Source organism: Pseudomonas citronellolis, from assembly GCF_001586155.1.
Taxonomy (GTDB): domain Bacteria; phylum Pseudomonadota; class Gammaproteobacteria; order Pseudomonadales; family Pseudomonadaceae; genus Pseudomonas; species Pseudomonas citronellolis.
The window spans coordinates 138,824-158,096 of the sequence record NZ_CP014158.1; the positions used below are offsets into that span (position 1 = coordinate 138,824).

The window sequence follows — 19,273 nt, forward strand, 5'->3', positions numbered from 1 at the left end:
ACATCCCCTCCTGCGAGCAGCGCCCTTCGCCACAACCGAACAACAACGCCGCGGGCCCACGCAGGCCCGCGCCGTGGAACCTTTTTGCCGCCCGTTCGGCAACTGCCCAGCAATCCAAACCAACAACGCCAACCGGCTGTGGGAGTTCGTTCCATGAAATCGTCCTTGCATTGCATCCTCGCCTGCGCGGTCCTCGCCGCCACCGGCGCCGCCCAGGCGCAGGATCTCACGGTGATCTCCTTCGGCGGCGCCACCAAGGCCGCCCAGGACCTGGCCTACTTCAAACCCTTCGATGCCAGCGGCGCCGGCAAGGTGATCGCCGGCGAGTACAACGGCGAGATGGCCAAGGTGAAGGCCATGGTCAACGTCGGCAAGGTCACCTGGGACGTGGTCGAGGTGGAAAGCCCCGAGCTGCTGCGCGGCTGCGACGAGGGCCTGTTCGAGCGCATCGACCCGGCCGCCATCGGCGACGAGTCGCAGTTCGTTCCCGGCACCTTCAGCGAGTGCGGTGTGGCCACCTACGTCTGGTCGATGGTCATGGCCTACGACAGCAAGCGCCTGGCCAAGGCGCCGACCTCCTGGGCGGACTTCTGGAACGTCAAGGACTACCCGGGCAAGCGCGGCCTGCGCAAGGGCGCCAAGTACACCCTGGAAGTGGCCCTGCTGGCCGACGGCGTGAAGCCCGAGGACCTGTACAAGGTGCTGGGCACCCCCGAGGGCGTCAGCCGCGCCTTCAAGAAGCTCGACGAGATCAAGCCCTACATCCAGTGGTGGGAAGCCGGCGCGCAACCGCCGCAGTGGCTGGCCGCCGGCGACGTGGTGATGAGCGCCGCCTACAACGGCCGCATCGCCGCCGCGCAGAAGGAAGGCGTGCCGCTGGCCATCGTCTGGCCGGGCAGCCTCTACGACCCGGAATACTGGGCGGTGGTCAAGGGCACGCCGAACAAGGCCCTGGCCGAGAAGTTCATCGCCTTCGCCAGCCAGCCGCAGACGCAGAAGGTGTTCTCCGAGAACATCCCCTACGGCCCGGTGCACAAGGGCACCCTGGAACTGCTGCCGGCCGACGTGCAGGCCGCGCTGCCCACCGCCCCGGCCAACCTGCAGGGCGCCCGCTCGGTGGACTCGGCCTTCTGGGTCGACCACGGCGAGGAACTGGAACTGCGCTTCAACGCCTGGGCGGCCCGCTGAGGCCCCCGGCCAACCCGAGTGCCCGGCGCGCCGGGCACCGCTTTGCCTTGCGAGAACCACAATGACAACGACGCAAACCCCGGCGGCGACCCTGGAGCTGAGCACCATCCAGCCCATCGCCCGGCACGAACGCCACGGCCGCGCCCGCGACCTCTTCACCATCTGGTTCGGCAGCAACATCATGCTGCTCACCGTGGTCACGGGGGCGCTGGCCGTCACCGTGTTCCAGCTGTCCTTCGTCGCCGCGCTGCTGGCGCTGGTGCTGGGCAACCTGGTCGGCGGGGTGTTCATGGCCCTGCACTCGGCCCAGGGCCCGCAGCTGGGCGTGCCGCAGATGGTGCAGACGCGCGGCCAGTTCGGCTCCTTCGGCTCGCTGCTGGTGGTGGCCCTGGTGGTGATCATGTACCTGGGCTTCTTCGCCTCCAACCTGGTGCTCGGCGGCCAGACGCTGCACGCGCGCTTCCCGGCCGTGGCCACCAACGCCGGCATCCTGCTGGTGGGCCTGGTCAGCGTCGTCGCCACCGTCTTCGGCTACCGCCTGATCCACGGCTACACCCGGCTGATGTCCTGGCTGTCCGGCGCGGTGCTGCTGGTCAGCTTCGCCTGGGTGCTGTTCATCCACGGCCTGCCGGCGGACTTCCTGCAGCGCAACGGCTTCAACCTGCCGGGCTTCCTCGGCGCGCTGTCGATCGCCGCGCTCTGGCAGCTGGCCTATGCCCCCTACGTTTCCGACTACTCGCGCTACATGCCGCAGGACACCGGCGCGCGCACCGCGTTCTGGTCCAGCTACTGGGGCTGCTGCCTGGGCTCGATCCTGCCCATGGTCCTGGGTGTGATCGTCGGCCTGTGCCTGGACGGCGGCGACGTGGTCGCCGGGCTGATTGGCATGACCGGCGGCTTCAGCGCCGTGCTGGTGGCGGTGTTCTCCATCGGCATCGCCGCCACCAACGCCATGAACCTGTACTGCGGCACGCTCTCGGCGATCACCGTCGGCCAGACGCTGATCCCGGCCTGGGCGGCCGGCGCCGGCTGGCGCGCGCTGATCGCCCTGAGCCTGTTCGGCGGCTCGCTGGCCATCGCCCTGCTCGGCCAGGACGACTTCATGGCCAACTACACCAACTTCATCCTGCTGCTGCTCTACGTGCTGGTGCCCTGGAGCGCGATCAACCTGGTCGACTACTACCTGGTCGCCCACGGCCAGTACGACGTGCTGTCGTTCTTCCGCCGCGACGGCGGCATCTACGGCACCTTCAACTGGACCGCGGTGAACTGCTACGTGCTGGGCATCCTGGTGCAGGTGCCGTTCATGTCCACCGAGCTGTACACCGGGGTGGTGGCGCGCGCCATGAACGGCGCCGACATCTCCTGGATCGTCGGCCTGGGCGTGGTCTCGCCGGTCTACTGGCTGTTCAGTCGCAAGCGCCAGCGCGCCCTGGCGGAGGCCCGCGCATGAGCCGGCGCAGCGGGTTCTTCTTCGACGAACGCTGCTTCTGGCACGCCGCCGGGCTGCACGCGCTGATCCTCCCGGTGGGCGGCTGGCTGCAGCCGCCGGCCGGCAGCGGCCACGCCGAATCGGCGGAGAGCAAACGGCGGCTGAAGAGCCTGATGGATGTCTCGGGCCTGAGCGCCAAGCTCAAGCTTTCCAGCGCGCCGCTGGCCAGCGAGGAGGACCTGCTGCGCGTCCACCCGCTGGACTACCTGCAACGCTTCAAGGCCATGAGCGACGCCGGCCACGGCGAGCTGGGCGAGGAGGCCATGGTCGGCCCCGGCACCTACGAGATCGCCCGGCAGTCCGCCGGGCTGGCCATCGCCGCGGTGGACGCGGTGCTCAGCGGCGAGCTGGACAACGCCTACGCGCTGTCGCGGCCGCCGGGCCACCATTGCCTGGCCGACCGCGGCATGGGCTTCTGCTACCTGGCCAACATCGCCGTGGCGGTGGAGGCGGCGAAGGCGCGCCACGGCATCCGGCGCGTCGCCGTGCTGGACTGGGACGTGCACCACGGCAACGGCACCCAGTCGATCTTCTATGGCCGCGACGACGTGCTGACTCTGTCGATCCACCAGGCCGACTGCTTCCCGGTGGGTTCCGGCGCCGTGGAAGAGCAGGGCGAAGGCGCCGGCCTGGGCGCCAACGTCAACGTGCCGCTGTACCCCGGCAGCGGCGACGATGCCTATCGCCACGCCATGCAGCGCATCATAGTACCGGCCCTGGAGCGCTTCCGCCCGGAGCTGATCGTGGTCGCCTGCGGCTTCGACGCCAACGGCGTGGACCCGCTGGCGCGCATGCTCGCCCACAGCGAGACCTTCCGCGCCCTCACCCGCAGCGTGCGCGAGGCCGCCGAGCGCCTGTGCGACGGGCGCCTGGTGCTGGTCCATGAGGGCGGCTACGCCGAAGCCTACGTGCCCTTCTGCGGCCACGCGGTGATCGAGGAACTGGCCGGGGCGGCCACCGAAGTGGTCGACCCCTTCCTGCCGATGCTCGAAGGCCAGCAGCCGGACGCGGATTTCCGCGCCTTCCAGCGCCAGGCCATCGAGCGCATGGCGCAGAAGCTGGGCCTGTAGGCCGGGATCAAGCCTGCGGCAGCGTGCCCGGGCGCAGGTAAGCCAGCACGTGCGCGACGTAGTCGGCCTTGCCCAGTTCGACGCCCAGGCTGCGCAGGATGGCGTAGGCGGTGATGCAGTGGAAATAGAACTGCGGGAACGACCAGTCGCGGGCGTACTGCTGGCTGTCCATGTCGAAGATGATGCCGTTGGGCAGGTCGAGCGCGATCGGAGCCTCGGGCCGGCCATCGAGCGCGTCGCCGGGCAGGTCGGCGAGCGCTGCCAGCGCTTCGGCGATGCAGGCCCGGGCCTCGGCCAGGGTGCCCGGCCGCTCGTTCGACGCCCAGCCGTCGTTGCGCACCTGCAGCCACGCCTGCGGAACGGCCAGGCCACGTAGGCGGTAGGTCGGCTCCAGTGCCTGGAAGCAGGCGAAGCGCACCTGCGCGGCCAGCGGGTACATGTCCGGCGCCAGGCGTTGCGCCATCAGTTCGTCGACGTCGTTGCCGGCAGCGCTTTCATGGGCGGCGGCCTTGTCGAGCCATTGCGACAGGTTCGTGAGCATGTGGGTGAACGAGGGAACGAGCAGGCTGGTCAGCGACATGGCGGGCTCCGGGAAAGGGGAGCCGTCAGCTTAGTCCGGGCGCGCCGGCCGTGCTGCGCCATGAAGTCCCTGTCGTACTTGGCCTGCTGTGGATATCGCGGACGGAGTCCGCTCCTATACCTCCAGGGAAGCACGGCTTTTCGTAGGATGGGTTGAGCGAAGCGATACCCATCACCACGGCAGCATGGGTATCGCTTCGCTCAACCCATCCTACGGGACTCCTACCTACGGGGGCACGGCTCGCTCCTACGAAGAGCATGCGGCGCGGAGTCCTTTGTCTCCGGCTAACTCCAGCCTTCCCGCACACGCCGAACGGTCCCCTCTCCCTCCGGGAGAGGGTTAGGGTGAGGGGCCGTTGAGGCACGGGGCGTCATGTTTGCCGTAGGAGCGGGCCCTGCCCGCGATTCGCGCGCAGGGCGCGCTCCTACAGGGGAATGCGGCGCAAAAAAAGAGGGAGCCCGAAGGCTCCCCTGGAGAGAAACCGCGGCGGGGGACGCCGCGGTCGGAGCGCTGGCCGCGGCTCAGGCGGCGCGGAACAGGTTGTGCGGGTCGATGACGAATTTCTTCGGCACGCCGGCATCGAACTCGCCGTAGCCCTTGGGCGCTTCGTCCAGGGTGATGACTTCCACCCCGACGATGTCGGCGATCTTGATGCGGTCCCACATGATCGCCTGCATCAGCTGGCGGTTGTACTTCATCACCGGGGTCTGGCCGGTGTGGAAGCTGTGCGACTTGGCCCAGCCCAGGCCGAAGCGGATGCTCAGGCTGCCGTGCTTGGCGGCGTCGTCCACCGCGCCCGGGTCCTCGGTGACGTACAGGCCCGGGATGCCGATCTGGCCGGCCACCCGGGTGATGCCCATCAGCGAGTTGAGCACGGTGGCCGGGGCCTCGTGCTGCGAACCGGAATGGCCGTGGCCGCGGGCCTCGAAGCCCACCGCGTCGACCGCGCAGTCCACTTCCGGCTCGCCCAGCAGGTCGGCGATCTGCTCGTGCAGCGGGGTGTCCTTGGACAGGTCGGCGATCTCGAAGCCCTGGGCCTTGGCGTGGGCCAGGCGGGTCGGGTTGACGTCGCCGATGATCACCACCGCGGCGCCCAGCAGGCGGGCAGAAGCCGCAGCCGCCAGGCCGACGGGACCTGCGCCGGCGATGTACACGCTGCTGCCCGGGCCGACGCCGGCGGTGACCGCGCCGTGGTAGCCGGTGGGCAGGATGTCGGACAGGCAGGTCAGGTCGCGGATTTTCTCCATGGCCTTCTCGCGGTCCGGCAGCTTCAGCAGGTTGAAGTCGGCGTAGGGCACCAGCACGTATTCGGCCTGGCCGCCGACCCAGCCGCCCATGTCGACGTAGCCGTAGGCGCCGCCGGCGCGGGCCGGGTTGACCGTCAGGCAGACGCCGGTGTGCTGTTCCTTGCAGGTGCGGCAGTGGCCGCAGGCGACGTTGAAGGGCACCGAGACCAGGTCGCCGATCTTCATGGTTTCCACGCCGCGGCCGATCTCCACCACCTCGCCGGTGATCTCGTGGCCCAGCACCAGGCCGGTGGGCGCGGTGGTGCGGCCGCGCACCATGTGCTGGTCGGAGCCGCAGATGTTGGTGGAGACCACCCGCAGGATCACCCCGTGGTCGATCTGCTTGCCTTGCGGGTCCTGCATCTTGGGATAGGGGATGTTCTGAACCTCGACCTTACCTGGGCCGAGATAAACCACACCACGATTGCCAGACATACGCATTCCTCTTTTTTGTCGTTGTGGGTACAAATGCGCGGCGCGGCGGCCACGCGGCTTTGCACTGGGAATTCGAGCTGGAAGCTCAAAGCGCGAAGCTTGAAGCCAGGCCGCATGCTTCCAGCTTCAGACTTCCCGCTTCCAACTGCTCTTTTTAGAGAACCACCGTCCGATTCGCGTTGAGGAACACCCTCCGCTCGATGTGGTAGCCCACCGCTCGCGCCAGGGTCAGGCACTCGACGTCGCGGCCCTTGGCGATCAGGTCCTCGGGGTAGTGTGCGTGGTCCACGGCCTCGACGCCCTGGGCGATGATCGGGCCCTCGTCGAGGTCGTTGTTGATGTAGTGGGCGGTGGCGCCGACCAGCTTGACGCCCTTCTGGTACGCCTGGTGGTAGGGCTTGGCGCCCTTGAAGCCGGGCAGCAGCGAGTGGTGGATGTTGATCGCCCAGCCGTCCAGCCTGCGGCACAGCTCGGGGGAGAGCACCTGCATGTAGCGGGCGAGGATCACCAGTTCCGCGCCGCTTTGCTCGATCACCTGCCACACCTTGGCTTCCTGGGCGGCCTTGTCCTGCGGGTCGAGGGCGAAGTGGTGGTAAGGGATGCCGTGCCAGCGCGCCAGGGGCTCCAGGTCCGGATGGTTGGAGACCACCGCCGCCACGTCCATCGGCAGCTGGCCGATGCGCTGGCGGTAGAGCAGGTCGTTCAGGCAGTGGTCGGCCTTGGAGACCATGATCACCACCTTGCTGCGGTAGCCCGGCGGGGTCAGTTCGGTCTTCATCTGGAAGGGCTCGACGCGCTCGGCCAGGCTGGTGCGGAAGGCCGCCTCGTCGAAGCCGGCCGGGGCGCGGAACTCCACGCGGATGAAGAAGCGCTGGGCCAGGCGGTCGTCGAAGGAGTGGTGCTCGGTGACGTAGCACTGCTGTTCGAACAGGTGGCGCGTCACCACGTCGACGGTGCCGAGCAGGCTCGGGCTGTCGGCGGTGAGGATCCAGGTATCGGGGGTGCGGCTCATGGCGTGGCTCCGGTGGCGACGCGGGAGGGCGGGCCGGGTGGCCCGCCCGCCGGGATCAGGCGGCGATCTGCAGGCCGTACTCGGCGCTGGCGTCCTGCAGCCACAGCCAGAAGTAGTCGGCGAAGCTGCGGCGCACCACCAGTTCCCAGGTGTCCTCGCCGGTGTGGCGGATCACGCACTGGGACTTGGCGAAGATGCTGCCCACCGCCTTGCCCACCGGGAAGTTGCTCGGGTGCACGTCGTAGCTGGTGGACTTCATCAGCAGTTCGCGCACCTTGGGCCCGGTGAGTTCCAACAGGGTCTGCCCGCCGCTGACGTTGACCACCGAGTAGTGCAGGTCTTCGCCGAGGGTTTCGCGCAGTTTCTTCTCAACAGTGAATTCCTCGCCGCCGGGGACGATCAGCAGCCACTCGTCCGGGCCCAGCCACTGCAGCGAGACCTCGCCCTTGGCTACCAGGCCCAGGGCCACCGGCAGCTCCAGGCCCAGGGCCTTGTGCACGCCTTCGGCGAAGGCTGCTTCATGGGGATTGCCGCGCAGGGTCAGGTGGCCCAGCAGCTTTTTCTCGCGCAGGGTGATGCCGGCGTTGGCGACGCTGCGGCCGGCGAGCTTGTCCAGCTCGGCGTGGTGCAGCGGGGTCTCGACTTTCACCCCGGCTTCGGGGCATTGCTGGTAGAGGTTTGCCTTGCTCATTCGTATTCACCTTGGGGCGCCGTGCGCCCTGGAATCCTCTCACCCTCCCCCCGTCGGAGGAGGGCTTGGCCTTCGCTTGCGGCTTGTCGCTTACCGCTTGCAGCTGCTCTTAATCCACATTCTGCCGTTCGCCTTTCGGGTCGTAGAACACCGAGCTGCAGATTTCCGCCTCGATCACCCGGCCGTCGACCAGGGGCGCGTAGACCTTCTCGCCCATGCGCTTGAGGCCGCCCTTGACCACCGCCAGGGCGAAGCCGTAGCCGAGGGTGCTGCTCATGTAGCTGGAGGTGACGTGGCCGACCATGTTCATCGGGATCGACTGCTGGGTGGTGAACACCAGCTGGGCGCCTTCGGGCAGCACGTCCATGGGGTTGGTAGGTTTCAGCCCGACCAGCTGCTTGCGGTCTTCGCGCAGGCAGTCGGCGCGGTTCATGCCGCGCCAGCCGATCCACGAGAAGGGCTTGCTGCGGCCCACGGCCCACCCCATGTTGAGGTCGTCCGGGGTCACCGAGGCGTCGGTGTCCTGGCCGACGATGATGAAGCCCTTCTCGGCGCGCAGCACGTGCATGGTCTCGGTGCCGTACGGGGTCAGGTCGTACTTCTTGCCGGCCTCGACTATGGCTTCCAGCACGCCCATGGCGTAGTTGGCCTGGATGTTCACCTCGTAGGAGAGCTCGCCGGTGAAGGAGATGCGGAACACCCGCGCCGGCACGCCGGCCACCTTGCCTTCCTTCCAGGTCATGAAGGGGAAGGCGTCCTTGTCCAGGTCGATGTCGGTGACCTCGGCCAGCAGCTTGCGGCTGTTGGGGCCGGACAGAGTCAGGGTGGCCCAGTGGTCGGTGACCGAGGTGAAGTACACCTTCAGCTCCGGCCATTCGGTCTGGTGGTACAGCTCCAGCCACTCCAGCACGCGGGCGGCGCCGCCGGTGGTGGTGGTCATGACGAAGTGGTTGTCCGCCAGGCACGCGGTCACGCCGTCGTCGAAGACCATGCCGTCTTCCTTGCACATCAGGCCGTAGCGGGCCTTGCCCACGTCCAGCTTGGTCCAGGCGTTGGTGTAGACGCGGTTGAGGAACTCGCGGGCGTCCGGGCCCTGGATGTCGATCTTGCCCAGGGTGGAGGCGTCCAGCAGGCCCACCGACTCGCGCACCGCGCGGCATTCGCGGGCCACGGCGGCGTGCATGTCCTCGCCGGCTTTGGGGAAGTACCAGGGGCGCTTCCACTGGCCGACGTCCTCGAACTCGGCGCCGTTCTTCACGTGCCAGGCGTGCAGGGCGGTGAAGCGCACCGGCTCGAACAGGTGGCCGCAGTGGCGGCCGGCCACGGCGCCGAAGGTCACCGGGGTGTAGTTCGGGCGGAACATGGTGGTGCCGGTCTCGGCGATGCTCTTGCCCTGGGCGCGGGCGGCGATGGCCAGGCCGTTGATGTTGCCCAGCTTGCCCTGGTCGGTGCCGAAGCCCAGCGCGGTGTAGCGCTTGACGTGCTCGATGGACTCGAAGCCCTCGCGGCAGGCCAGCTCGATGGCCGCGGCGGTGACGTCGTTCTGCGGGTCGACGAACTGCTTGGGCGCGCGGGAAGTGGGCTTCTCGTGGGGCACCTGGAACAGCGCCACGGTCGGCTCCTCGACCCGCTCGGAAGCCTTCGGCAGCTCGCCTGCGACGGCCTTGAAGCCGGCGTCCTCGGCGGCCTGGGTGCCGGCGTTGTAGCCGTCCTGCAGGTTGTCGGCGAGGCGGAACACGCCGTTCACGGCGCCTGCGCAGATGCGCTTCTGCAGGCCTTCGCCGGGGACGAAGGCGAGGATGTCCTCGCGCCACTCGGGCTTGCCGCCCAGGTGCGAGGCCAGGTGCACCACCGGGCTGTAGCCGCCGGAGCTGGCGATCAGGTCGCAGTCCAGCCAGTCGCCGGGGGCGGTGACCTTCAGGCGGATGGGGTCGATGGCGGCGATTTTCGCGCCGCTCACGCGCTTGCCGCCGCGGGCTTCGATCACCGCACTGCCGGTGATGACGCGCATGCCGCGCTTGCGGGCTTCTTCCACCCACTCGCCGCGAGGGTTGGCGCGGGCGTCGGCGATGGCCACCACTTCCAGGCCGGCTTCCTGCCAGTCCAGGGCGACGCGGTAGGCGTAGTCGTTGTTGGTGGACAGCACCAGCTTCTTGCCCGGCGCCACGCCGTAGCGGCGCACGTAGGTGGAGACCGCGCCGGCCAGCATGTTGCCCGGCAGGTCGTTGTTGGCGTACACCAGCGGCCGCTCGTGGGCGCCGGCGGCCAGCACCACGCGCTTGGCGCGCACCCGGTGCACGCGGTGGCGCACCTGGCCCAGCGGCGCGGTCTCACCCAGGTGGTCGGTGAGACGCTCGTGGATGGTGAGGAAGTTGTGGTCGTGGTAGCCGTTCACCGTGGCGCGCGGCAGCAGCACGACTTCCGGCAGCGACTTCAGCTCGGCCAGCACCTGCGCCACCCATTCGGCGGCGGGCTTGCCGTCGAGGGTCTCGCGGGTGTCCAGCAGGCTGCCGCCGAACTCTTCCTGCTCGTCGGCCAGGATCACCCGGGCGCCGGTGCGCGCGGCGGCCAGGGCAGCGGCCAGGCCCGCGGGGCCGGCGCCGACCACCAGCACGTCGCAGTGGCGGTTCATCCAGTCGTAGCTGTCCGGGTCGACCTCGGTGGGCGCGCGGCCAAGGCCCGCGGCCTTGCGGATGTACTTCTCGTACGTCAGCCACATGGACTGCGGGTACATGAAGGTCTTGTAGTAGAAGCCGGGGGGCATCATCTTGCCGCCGACCTTGCCGAACACGCCCATCAGGTCGTTCTGCACGTTCGGCCAGCCGTTGGTGCTGCTGGCCACCAGGCCCGGGTACAGGGCCTGCTGGGTGGCGCGCACGTTGGGCACCTGGGTGGCCTCGCGCGAGCCGATCTGCAGGATGGCGTTGGGCTCCTCGGCGCCGGCCGCGACTATGCCGCGGGCGCGGGAGTACTTGAAGCTGCGGCCGACCACGTCGACGCCGTTGGCCAGCAGGGCGGCGGCCAGGCTGTCGCCGGCGAAGCCCTGGTATTGCTGGCCGTTGAAGGTGAAGGTCAGCGGCTTGCTGCGGTCGATGCGACCGCCACGGGAAAGGCGATTGATCTGGCTCATGTTCAGGCCTTCGCGACTGCGGGCTGGGCGGCGGGTTTCTTCTCGGCGCTGGTCACGCTGGGTTTCTCGCCGATCTTGTAGGTTTCGAGGATCTCGTAGGTCACGGTGTGGCGGGTGGCGTTGAAGTACTGCCGGCAGCCGGCGGCGTGCACCCACAGCTCGTGGTGGATGCCGCGCGGGTTGTCGCGGAAGAACATGTAGTCGCCCCACTCCTCGTCGGTGCAGGCGCCGGGGTCCAGCGGGCGCGGGATGTGCGCCTGGCCCTTGGCGTGGAATTCCTCTTCGGAGCGCAGCTCGCCGCAGTGGGGGCAGAAGATGTGAAGCATGGTCTAAACCTCCGGGGTTGCCTTCCGTGGGAGGCGGGGCGCCGGCTCTTCGCCGAACCACCCTCTCCCGCCCTTCGGGCACCCTCTCCCGCAAGCGGGAGAGGGGAATCAGTTGTCGCCCTGCGGGCGAATGTTCAATGTGCGACAGCCGCAGCACCGTGCTCGTCGATGAGCGCGCCACTGTGGAAACGTTCGATGGAGAAGGGTGCGGCCAGCGGATGCGGCTCGCCGGTCGCCAGGGTGGCGGCGAAGACGTTGCCCGAGCCCGGGGTGGCCTTGAAGCCGCCGGTGCCCCAGCCGCAGTTGAAGAACAGGTTCTTCACCGGCGTCTTGCCGATGATCGGGCAGGCGTCCGGGGTGGTGTCGACGATGCCGCCCCACTGGCGGTTCATGCGCACGCGGGAGAGCACCGGGAACATCTCGACGATGGCCTGCAGGGTGTGCTCGATCACCGGGTAGGAGCCGCGCTGGCCGTAGCCGTTGTAGCCGTCGATGCCGGCGCCGATGACCAGGTCGCCCTTGTCCGACTGGCTGATGTAGCCGTGCACGGCGTTGGACATGATGACGCTGTCGATGATCGGCTTCAGCGGCTCGGAAACCAGGGCCTGCAGCGGGTGCGATTCGATCGGCAGGCGGAAGCCGGCGAGCTTGGCCATGTGCCCGGAGTTGCCCGCGGTGACCACGCCGACGCGCTTGGCGCCGATGAAGCCGCGGTTGGTCTCGACGCCGATCACCGCGCCGTCCTGCTTGCGGAAGCCGATGACCTCGGTCTGCTGGATCAGGTCCACGCCCAGGGCGTCGGCGGCGCGGGCGAAGCCCCAGGCCACCGCGTCGTGGCGGGCCACGCCGCCGCGGCGTTGCACGGTGGAGCCCATGATCGGGTAGCGGGCGCTCTTGGTGCAGTTCAGGTAGGGGATTTCCTCGGCCACCTGCTGGGCGTTCAGCAGCTCGCCGTCCACGCCGTTGAGGCGGTTGGCGCTGACGCGGCGCTCGCCGTCGCGCATGTCCTGCAGGGTGTGGCAGAGGTTGTAGACGCCGCGCTGGGAGAACATGACGTTGTAGTTGAGGTCCTGGGACAGGCCTTCCCACAGCTTCATGGCGTGCTCGTAGAGCTGCGCCGACTCGTCCCACAGGTAGTTGGAGCGGACGATGGTGGTGTTGCGCGCGGTGTTGCCGCCGCCCAGCCAGCCCTTCTCCACCACCGCGATGTTGCGGATGCCGTGTTCCTTGGCCAGGTAGTAGGCCGTGGCCAGGCCATGGCCGCCGCCGCCGACGATGACCACGTCGTACACCGGCTTGGGCGTGGGCGTGCGCCACATGCGCTGCCAGTTCTCGTGGTGGCTCAGTGAGTGCTTTAACAGGCCGAAGCCGGAGTAGCGTTGCATGTGGGTGCTCCTGAAAATCTCGTGTCGCGGCGTTCTACCTGTAGGAGCGGGCCCTGCCCGCGATGCTTTCGGCCATTCGCGGGCAGGGCCCGCTCCTACGGAGCAAGGGCCGCGGGAATCTCAACGATAGACCGGGAAGTCGGCGCACAGGCCGGCGACCTGGGTGGCCACCTTGGCCTCGACGTCGGCGTCGCCCAGGTGGTCGAGCACGTCGCAGATCCAGCCGGCCAGTTCGCGGCTCTGTTCTTCCTTCAGGCCCCGGCTGGTGATGGCCGGGGTGCCGACGCGGATGCCCGAGGTGACGAACGGGCTCTGCGGGTCGTTGGGCACGGCGTTCTTGTTCACCGTGATGCCCACGCGGCCGAGGGCGGCGTCGGCTTCCTTGCCGGTCAGGCCCTGCTTGACCAGGCTGATCAGCATCAGGTGGTTGTCGGTGCCGCCGGAGACCACGTCGTAGCCGCGGTCGATGAAGACTTCGGCCATGGCCTTGGCGTTCTTGATCACCTGGGCCTGGTAGTCCTTGAACTCCGGCTCCAGCGCTTCCTTGAAGCACACCGCCTTGGCGGCGATCACGTGCATCAGCGGGCCGCCCTGGGCGCCGGGGAATACCGCGGAGTTGAGCTTCTTCTCGATCTCCTCGTTGCTGCGAGCCAGGATCAGGCCGCCGCGCGGGCCGCGCAGGGTCTTGTGGGTGGTGGTGGTGACCACGTCGGCGTAGGGCAGCGGGTTGGGGTACAGGCCGGCGGCCACCAGGCCGGCGACGTGGGCCATGTCGACGAACAGCAGCGCCCCGACCTTGTCGGCGATGGCGCGGAAGCGCGGGAAGTCGAGTGTCTTGGAGTAGGCGGAGAAGCCGGCGACGATCATCTTCGGCTTGTGTTCCACGGCCAGGCGCTCGACCTCGTCGTAGTCGATCAGCCCGGTGGCGGTGTCCAGGCCGTACTGCACGGCGTTGTACAGCTTGCCGGAGGAGGAGACCTTGGCGCCGTGGGTCAGGTGGCCGCCGTGGGCCAGGCTCATGCCCAGGATGGTGTCGCCGGCGTTGAGCAGCGCCAGGTACACCGCCGAGTTGGCCGAGGAGCCGGAGTGCGGCTGGACGTTGGCGTAGTCGGCGCCGAACAGCTGCTTGGCGCGGTCGATGGCCAGCTGCTCGACCTTGTCGACGTGCTCGCAGCCGCCGTAGTAGCGCTTGCCCGGGTAGCCTTCGGCGTACTTGTTGGTCAGCCCGCTGCCCTGGGCCTGCATAACGCGCTTGCTGGTGTAGTTCTCCGAGGCGATCAGCTCCAGGTGGTCTTCCTGGCGTTCTTCCTCGGCGGCCATGGCGGCGAAGAGTTCGTCGTCGTAGCCCTGGATCTGGTCATGCTTGCTGAACATCGCGGTCTCCGTGCGACAGGCGCGTCGCTTGTGGGTGGAGGCTGCCCTGACCGCCCGCGCCGGGAGCCTGGCAGGGCTCGGCGCGAAGGGATCGGTATTAGCCAGTTGCAATCGATTGTGCGCAATAGCCAGCCCCCCCATTTGCCTGTTTGCGACGTCAAAATGCCCAAACCTACCCGCGCGCTGCACCGCCCGTCCCTGCTTCGTCTGCGCCGGGCCCGCGACGGCCGCGAAGGCGTCGGCGCGACATCGCCAAGGGTGTAAGCTGGAGGCCGCCAGCGCCCCCGGCGCATGTCGCAGAAGAACAAGAAAAGCAGGCTGTCCTGACTGCCGTCGCCCCGCCCCGCGGAAAACGCCGTGCCAGCCAGCGCAGTGGAGGTTTCGATGATGCTCAGTGCTGTCCCGACCAACGGTCGCGAACACCAACCCGACGCCGTTGCGGCCACCGCCACCAGGACCTTCGGCTTCCTGCTGGTGCCCAACTTCACCACCATCGGCTTCGCCTCGGCGGTGGAAACCCTGCGCATGGCCAACCTGGCGGCGCACCGGCCGCTGTACCGCACCCTGCAGATAGCCGCGGACCTGGAGCCGGTGCGCGCCAGCAACGGCATGCGCGTAGTGCCGGACCATGGCATCGACGAGGTGCCGCGCCTGGACGCGCTCTTCGTGGTCGGCTCCAACCCCATCCCGGCCAAGTGCGACCGGCGCCTGCTCGACTGGCTGCGCAAGCTGGCCCGCCAGGGCGTGCCGCTGGGCGGCATCTGCACCGGCAGCCACCTGCTGGCCAGCGCCGGGCTGCTCAAGGACTACCGCTGCACCATCCACTGGGAAGACATCGAGCAGCTCAAGGAGCGCTTCCCCGGCATCGTCATCTCCAACCAGCTGTTCGAGCTGGACCGCGACCGCTACACCTGCTCCGGCGGCACCGCGGCCATGGACATGACCCTGCAGCTGATCGCCCGCGAGCCGGGCGGCGTGGAGATCGCCACCCGCGCCGCCGAGCTGCTGCTGTGCGACCGCATGCGCGGCTCCCGCGAGCAGCAGCGCATCCCCCTGCGGCAGAAGCTGGGCAGCGCCCAGCCCAAGCTGAGCCAGATCGTGGCGATCATGGAGGCCAACCTGGAGGAGCCGCTGGAGCTGGACGAACTGGCGCAGCTCAACGAGGTGTCGGTGCGCCAGCTGGAACGCCTGTTCCACAAGTACCTGCAGCGCACCCCCAGCCAGTACTACCTGGAACTGCGCCTGAACCGCGCCCGCGACCTGCTGTTGCGCAGCGAGGCGCAGATCCGCGAAATCGCCCTGTCCTGCGGCTTCACCTCGCCGGCACACTTCTCCAAGTGCTACAGCCGCTTCTTCGGCTGCTCGCCGCGCGGCCAGCGCAAGCAGAGCCCGCTGGGGGCCTGAAACGCGAAAAGCCGTGCCCGGGGGCACGGCTTTTCGTTACGGATGGCGCGGCTGCCTCAATCCTCCATCGGCCGGTGCGCCGTCTCCCGCACGCAGAGCATCGCCAGCAGCGCCACCGCCGCCGCGGCCACCAGCATCCAGGCCGGCGCCAGCTTGTTGCCGGTGAGGCTGATCAGCCAGGTGGCGATGAACGGCGCGGTGCCGCCGAACAGCGCGTTGGCGGTGTTGAAGCTGAAGGCGAAGCCGGTGTAGCGCACGCGGGTGGGGAAGATTTCCGCGAGGAAGCAGGGCAGGGTGCCGTCGTTCATCGCCAGCATCAGGCCGAAGCCGATCTGGATCAGCAGGATGAAGGCGAAGCCCTGGTCGCCCAGCAGGCGGAACAGCGGCACGGTGAGCGCCAGGAACAGCAGCGAGGCGGCCACCAGCATGGTCTTGCGGCCGAAGCGGTCGGACAGCTTGCCCATCAGGAAGATGAAGCCGATGTAGGTGGCCAGCGACACGGTGGAGGCGAGGAAGGAATCGCTCTCGCTCATGCCCATCTCGGCGGACAGGTAGGTCGGCATGTAGCTGAGGATCAGGTAGAAGGCCACCGCGTTCAGGCAGGTGGCGCCCACGGCCACCAGCAGGTGCTTGCGGTGGGTGCCGAACAGCTCGCGGATCGGCGCGCGGTGCTGGCCCTGCTTCTGCTCCATGGCCGCTTCCATCTCGCGGAACTTCGGGGTGTCGGCCAGGTGCAGGCGGATGTAGCGGCCGATCAGGCCCAGGGGCGCGGCCAGCAGGAAGGGCAGGCGCCAGCCCCATTCGTGCAGCTGGGCGCTGTCCAGGTGCGCGTACAGCTGGGCGGCGAACAGCGAGCCCACCAGCAGCCCGGCGGCGGTGCTGGCCGGCACCAGGCAGGTGTAGAAGCCGCGCTTGCCTTCCGGGGCGTACTCGGCGAGGAAGGCCGAGGCGCCAGCGTATTCGCCCGAGGCGGAGAAACCCTGCACCAGGCGGATGGCCAGCAGCAGCCCCGGCGCCGCCAGGCCGGCCTGGGCATAGCCGGGCAGCAGGGCGATGCAGAAGGTCGAGCCGGACATGATCAGGATCGACAGCGACAGCGCGTTGCGCCGGCCGAAGCGGTCGCCGATGTGGCCCCAGACGATGCCGCCGATGGGCCGCACGATGAACGACAGGGCGAACACCGCGAAGGTGGCCAGCAGGCCGGAGACCTTGTCGGTCTGCGGGAAGAACACCACGGCGATGACCGCCGCCAGGTAGCCGTAGGCGGCGTAGTCGAACCACTCGACGAAGTTGCCCATGAAGGCCGCGCTGGCGGCCCGGCGCAGGACGCGGCGTTCCTCGGAGACGGGGGCGTTCATGGCGCTTCGGCCGTAGGCCAGGGGTTGCTGGGAGAGGCTCATTGTGCGCCTCCCGCCGGTTGGGCGCAGTGTTGCGCGGGGGTGTCGGGAGCGCCGCTGGCGCCATGCGTGAAGGTGACCATTGCCCATACCTCTGTTGTTATCGAAATGGAAGTTCGGCAGCGGGTAAGTCGTGGCTGGCGCGGATACGCCCGGCGCAGCCTCTTGTTCTTATCGGTCGTGGCACCGCCCCGGGGGCGGTGGTGCTCGTTCTGCAAGCGAAGAAGCCGCGTGCTGTGCGCACGCGGCTCCCGGGGTCATTTACGGATGATGTTGCGCTGCGGCCCGTAGGGGAACCGGGTGATGTTCTCGGCGCCCTGTTCGGTGACGATCAGGATGTCGTGCTCGCGGTAGCCGCCGGCGCCCGGCAGGCCCTCGGGGAGCATGATCATCGGCTCCATGGAGACCACCATGCCCGGCTCCAGCACCGTGTCGATGTCCTCGCGCAGCTCAAGGCCGGCCTCGCGCCCGTAGTAGTGGCTGAGGGTGCCGAAGGAGTGGCCGTAGCCGAAGGTGCGGTATTGCAGCAGGTCGTGTTCCAGGTAGATCTCGTTCAGCTCGCGGGCGATGTCGCAGCAGCGCGCGCCGGGCCTGATCAGCTTCAGGCCGGCCTCGTGGACCTTGACGTTGACCTCCCACAGGCGCAGGTGCTCGTCGGAGCAGTGGTCGAGGAACAGGGTGCGTTCCAGCGCGGTGTAGTAGCCGGCGATCATCGGGAAGCAATTCAGGCTGAGGATGTCGCCCTTGTTCACCTTGCGCGAGGTCACCGGGTTGTGCGCGCCGTCGGTGTTGATGCCGGACTGGAACCAGGTCCAGGTGTCCATCAGCTCGCCGTCGGGGAAGCGCTTGGCGATCTCGCGGATCATGGCCTGGGTGGCGTGCAGGGCCACTTCGTATTCCGGTACCTGGTCGTGCAGCGCCTCGACCACCGCGGCGCCGCCAATGTCGGCCACCTGGGCGCCGTGGCGGATGATGGCGTGCTCTTCGGCGGACTTGATCATGCGCATGCGCATGCAGGCGGCGGCCACGTCCACCAGCTCGGCCTCGGGATAGCGGGCGGCGAGCTTGTCGCGGTTCTGCAGGTTCAGGTGGTCGAACTCCACGCCGATGCGCCGGGCCTTGGGCAGGGCCTGCTGGATGGCGGCGAAGTAGTTGTCGCGCTGCCAGTCGGTGTAGACGATGTTGTCGGTGCCCTGGGTGCGGCGCCAGGGCTGGCCGCCGTCGATGTTGGCGCTGATGCTGACCGCGGCGTCCTGGGTGACCACCAGGGCGTAGGGGCGGCCGAAGGAGCAGTAGAGGAAGTCGGAGTAGTAGTTGATGTTGTGGTAGGAGGTGAAGACCGCGGCATCGATGCCCGCCTCGGCCAGGTGGGCGCGCAGTCTGGCCTGGCGGTTGGCGTATTCCTGCCCGGAGAAGGTCGGACGGACCTTCTGGCCGTTGCGGATGCGGATCGTCTGGGGCATTTGCATGGCGTTCTTCCTCGCTGCTTCTTGTCGGTCGACGCGCCTTTCTGGCCCGTCGTTGGAAGGCATTGCAGCAGAAGGCCGGGGCGCTCTTTTGCACGAATCCGACCCGAACTTGGACGTATCCGCTCGGCCCGCGCCGGGGCGCTCTTCGTAGGATGGGTTGAGCTTGCGAAACCCATCGCCATGGCCTGATGGGTATCGCTTCGCTCAACCCATCCTACGGCGGCGTTTCTCGGTGTCGTGGGCGCAAAAAAAGAGGCCCGCAACGTGCTGCCGACACGTGCGGGCCTGTGGTGCAACCGGGGAAAAGGCTAGTGCAGCGCCGCCTGGCGCCGCTCCTGGGTCGGCGGGCGGCCGAAGTGCTCGCGGTAGCAGCGGGTGAAATGCTGCTGGCAGGGGAAGCCGCAGGCCCGCGCCACCTCGGCCAGCGGCCGGGCGCTGCCGCGCAGCAGCTGGCGGGCGTGGGCCAGGCGCAGGCGCTGGTAGTAGCGCGCCGGCGTGCATTGCAGGTAGCGCTGGAACAGGCGCTCCACCTGGCGCCGCGACAGGCCCAGGGTGGCCGCCAGCTGCGGCATGCCCAGGGGCCGCGTGAGGTGCGCGCGCATCAGCGCGATGGCGCGCTGCAGGCCGGCGTGGGGCGGCGTGGAGGCCTGGAGGGTGCCCAGGTTGCGTTCGTCGTCGAGGATGGTGCGCACGGCCTGGGCCAGCGCCGGGCCCTGGCTGCGGCCGATCAGTTGCAGCAGGGCGCTGGCGCAGTCGCCCTCGCCGCTCGCCGGGCGGCAGCCTTCCGGGCCGCAGAGCAGCAGCAGGTCGGCCGGCGGGCGCTGGGCGAGGCTGGCGTCGCAGTTCACGCACAGGCCGCTGCTGGCCCTGGCGGGGCCGCCGTCCAGGCTCAGCAGGGCCCACACGGCGCAGCTGGCGCCGGCGAGCAGGTTGGCCTGGCGCAGCGGCTCCAGGGCCAGCGCCAGGGCGAACAGGTCGAAGCCGTCCTGCAGCAGGAAGTTCACGTGGGCCGGGGCGGTGTCGTGCATGGCGCT

The 19,273-nt window shown here is 68.7% G+C and carries 15 protein-coding genes; 4 read left to right on the forward strand and 11 right to left on the reverse strand.

Annotation, left to right across the window (positions count from 1 at the left end; translation table 11 throughout):
* The first annotated feature begins 153 nt into the window (after window positions 1–153).
* From PcP3B5_RS00630 to PcP3B5_RS00640, 3 genes are all read left to right on the forward strand, one after another.
* Window positions 154–1,188 carry an ABC transporter substrate-binding protein gene (locus PcP3B5_RS00630; RefSeq protein ID WP_061560307.1) on the forward strand — a complete coding sequence of 345 codons (1,035 nt, stop codon included), beginning with the start codon at window positions 154–156 and terminating at the stop codon, window positions 1,186–1,188.
* 61 nt (window positions 1,189–1,249) lie between these two features.
* Complete coding sequence (locus PcP3B5_RS00635) at window positions 1,250–2,641, forward strand: purine-cytosine permease family protein (protein ID WP_043269990.1); 1,392 nt, start codon at window positions 1,250–1,252, stop codon at window positions 2,639–2,641.
* A complete protein-coding gene (locus PcP3B5_RS00640; protein WP_061560308.1) occupies window positions 2,638–3,750 on the forward strand; it encodes a class II histone deacetylase in 1,113 nt (370 codons plus the stop codon). Before PcP3B5_RS00635 ends, PcP3B5_RS00640 begins: the two co-directional genes overlap by 4 nt.
* A 7-nt stretch (window positions 3,751–3,757) precedes the next feature.
* Here PcP3B5_RS00640 and PcP3B5_RS00645 read toward each other — a convergent pair whose 3' ends face one another.
* The 8 genes from PcP3B5_RS00645 to glyA form a co-directional block, all read right to left on the reverse strand.
* Window positions 3,758–4,330: a DUF1993 domain-containing protein gene (locus tag PcP3B5_RS00645; RefSeq protein ID WP_061560309.1), complete on the reverse strand. Its 573-nt coding sequence runs from the start codon at window positions 4,328–4,330 to the stop codon at window positions 3,758–3,760.
* Window positions 4,331–4,851: 521 nt separating this feature from the next.
* A complete protein-coding gene (gene fdhA / locus PcP3B5_RS00650) occupies window positions 4,852–6,051 on the reverse strand; it encodes a formaldehyde dehydrogenase, glutathione-independent (RefSeq protein WP_061560310.1) in 1,200 nt (399 codons plus the stop codon).
* A 154-nt stretch (window positions 6,052–6,205) separates the two neighbouring features.
* Complete coding sequence (purU, locus tag PcP3B5_RS00655; protein ID WP_061560311.1) at window positions 6,206–7,063, reverse strand: formyltetrahydrofolate deformylase; 858 nt, start codon at window positions 7,061–7,063, stop codon at window positions 6,206–6,208.
* 55 nt (window positions 7,064–7,118) lie between these two features.
* Window positions 7,119–7,754, reverse strand: a complete 636-nt coding sequence (locus tag PcP3B5_RS00660; RefSeq protein ID WP_043312473.1) for a sarcosine oxidase subunit gamma — start codon at window positions 7,752–7,754, stop codon at window positions 7,119–7,121.
* A gap of 109 nt (window positions 7,755–7,863) precedes the next feature.
* Window positions 7,864–10,884 (reverse strand): sarcosine oxidase subunit alpha, encoded by a 3,021-nt coding sequence (locus tag PcP3B5_RS00665; protein WP_061560312.1) that lies wholly within the window; start codon window positions 10,882–10,884, stop codon window positions 7,864–7,866.
* A gap of 2 nt (window positions 10,885–10,886) precedes the next feature.
* Window positions 10,887–11,210 carry a sarcosine oxidase subunit delta gene (locus tag PcP3B5_RS00670; protein WP_009614657.1) on the reverse strand — a complete coding sequence of 108 codons (324 nt, stop codon included), beginning with the start codon at window positions 11,208–11,210 and terminating at the stop codon, window positions 10,887–10,889.
* Window positions 11,211–11,344: 134 nt separating this feature from the next.
* Window positions 11,345–12,595, reverse strand: a complete 1,251-nt coding sequence (locus tag PcP3B5_RS00675; RefSeq protein WP_009614658.1) for a sarcosine oxidase subunit beta — start codon at window positions 12,593–12,595, stop codon at window positions 11,345–11,347.
* A 120-nt stretch (window positions 12,596–12,715) separates the two neighbouring features.
* A complete protein-coding gene (gene glyA, locus PcP3B5_RS00680; protein ID WP_043269972.1) occupies window positions 12,716–13,969 on the reverse strand; it encodes a serine hydroxymethyltransferase in 1,254 nt (417 codons plus the stop codon).
* A gap of 387 nt (window positions 13,970–14,356) precedes the next feature.
* Here glyA and PcP3B5_RS00685 point away from each other — a divergent pair, with 387 nt between their 5' ends.
* Complete coding sequence (locus tag PcP3B5_RS00685; protein WP_009614660.1) at window positions 14,357–15,373, forward strand: GlxA family transcriptional regulator; 1,017 nt, start codon at window positions 14,357–14,359, stop codon at window positions 15,371–15,373.
* 56 nt (window positions 15,374–15,429) lie between these two features.
* On the opposite strand, the gene PcP3B5_RS00690 is transcribed toward PcP3B5_RS00685, so the two are convergent.
* From PcP3B5_RS00690 to PcP3B5_RS00700, 3 genes are all read right to left on the reverse strand, one after another.
* A complete protein-coding gene (locus PcP3B5_RS00690) occupies window positions 15,430–16,731 on the reverse strand; it encodes an MFS transporter (RefSeq protein ID WP_203228554.1) in 1,302 nt (433 codons plus the stop codon).
* Between the two features lie 296 nt (window positions 16,732–17,027).
* The gene (locus tag PcP3B5_RS00695; protein ID WP_058487867.1) at window positions 17,028–18,239 is read right to left on the reverse strand and encodes a M24 family metallopeptidase; all 1,212 of its coding nucleotides are present in this window, start codon (window positions 18,237–18,239) and stop codon (window positions 17,028–17,030) included.
* 308 nt (window positions 18,240–18,547) lie between these two features.
* Window positions 18,548–19,267 carry a GlxA family transcriptional regulator gene (locus PcP3B5_RS00700; protein WP_061560314.1) on the reverse strand — a complete coding sequence of 240 codons (720 nt, stop codon included), beginning with the start codon at window positions 19,265–19,267 and terminating at the stop codon, window positions 18,548–18,550.
* Window positions 19,268–19,273: the final 6 nt, after the last annotated feature.

What these genes read in the sequence shown, in the direction of transcription:
- PcP3B5_RS00630 (WP_061560307.1), top strand. Translation starts at nt 154, where the DNA reads ATGAAATCGTCCTTGCATTGCATCCTCGCCTGCGCGGTCCTCGCCGCC.
- PcP3B5_RS00635 (WP_043269990.1), top strand. Translation starts at nt 1,250, where the DNA reads ATGACAACGACGCAAACCCCGGCGGCGACCCTGGAGCTGAGCACCATC.
- PcP3B5_RS00640 (WP_061560308.1), top strand. Translation starts at nt 2,638, where the DNA reads ATGAGCCGGCGCAGCGGGTTCTTCTTCGACGAACGCTGCTTCTGGCAC.
- PcP3B5_RS00645 (WP_061560309.1), bottom strand. Translation starts at nt 4,330, where the DNA reads ATGTCGCTGACCAGCCTGCTCGTTCCCTCGTTCACCCACATGCTCACG.
- fdhA (WP_061560310.1), bottom strand. Translation starts at nt 6,051, where the DNA reads ATGTCTGGCAATCGTGGTGTGGTTTATCTCGGCCCAGGTAAGGTCGAG.
- purU (WP_061560311.1), bottom strand. Translation starts at nt 7,063, where the DNA reads ATGAGCCGCACCCCCGATACCTGGATCCTCACCGCCGACAGCCCGAGC.
- PcP3B5_RS00660 (WP_043312473.1), bottom strand. Translation starts at nt 7,754, where the DNA reads ATGAGCAAGGCAAACCTCTACCAGCAATGCCCCGAAGCCGGGGTGAAA.
- PcP3B5_RS00665 (WP_061560312.1), bottom strand. Translation starts at nt 10,884, where the DNA reads ATGAGCCAGATCAATCGCCTTTCCCGTGGCGGTCGCATCGACCGCAGC.
- PcP3B5_RS00670 (WP_009614657.1), bottom strand. Translation starts at nt 11,210, where the DNA reads ATGCTTCACATCTTCTGCCCCCACTGCGGCGAGCTGCGCTCCGAAGAG.
- PcP3B5_RS00675 (WP_009614658.1), bottom strand. Translation starts at nt 12,595, where the DNA reads ATGCAACGCTACTCCGGCTTCGGCCTGTTAAAGCACTCACTGAGCCAC.
- glyA (WP_043269972.1), bottom strand. Translation starts at nt 13,969, where the DNA reads ATGTTCAGCAAGCATGACCAGATCCAGGGCTACGACGACGAACTCTTC.
- PcP3B5_RS00685 (WP_009614660.1), top strand. Translation starts at nt 14,357, where the DNA reads ATGCTCAGTGCTGTCCCGACCAACGGTCGCGAACACCAACCCGACGCC.
- PcP3B5_RS00690 (WP_203228554.1), bottom strand. Translation starts at nt 16,731, where the DNA reads ATGAACGCCCCCGTCTCCGAGGAACGCCGCGTCCTGCGCCGGGCCGCC.
- PcP3B5_RS00695 (WP_058487867.1), bottom strand. Translation starts at nt 18,239, where the DNA reads ATGCAAATGCCCCAGACGATCCGCATCCGCAACGGCCAGAAGGTCCGT.
- PcP3B5_RS00700 (WP_061560314.1), bottom strand. Translation starts at nt 19,267, where the DNA reads ATGCACGACACCGCCCCGGCCCACGTGAACTTCCTGCTGCAGGACGGC.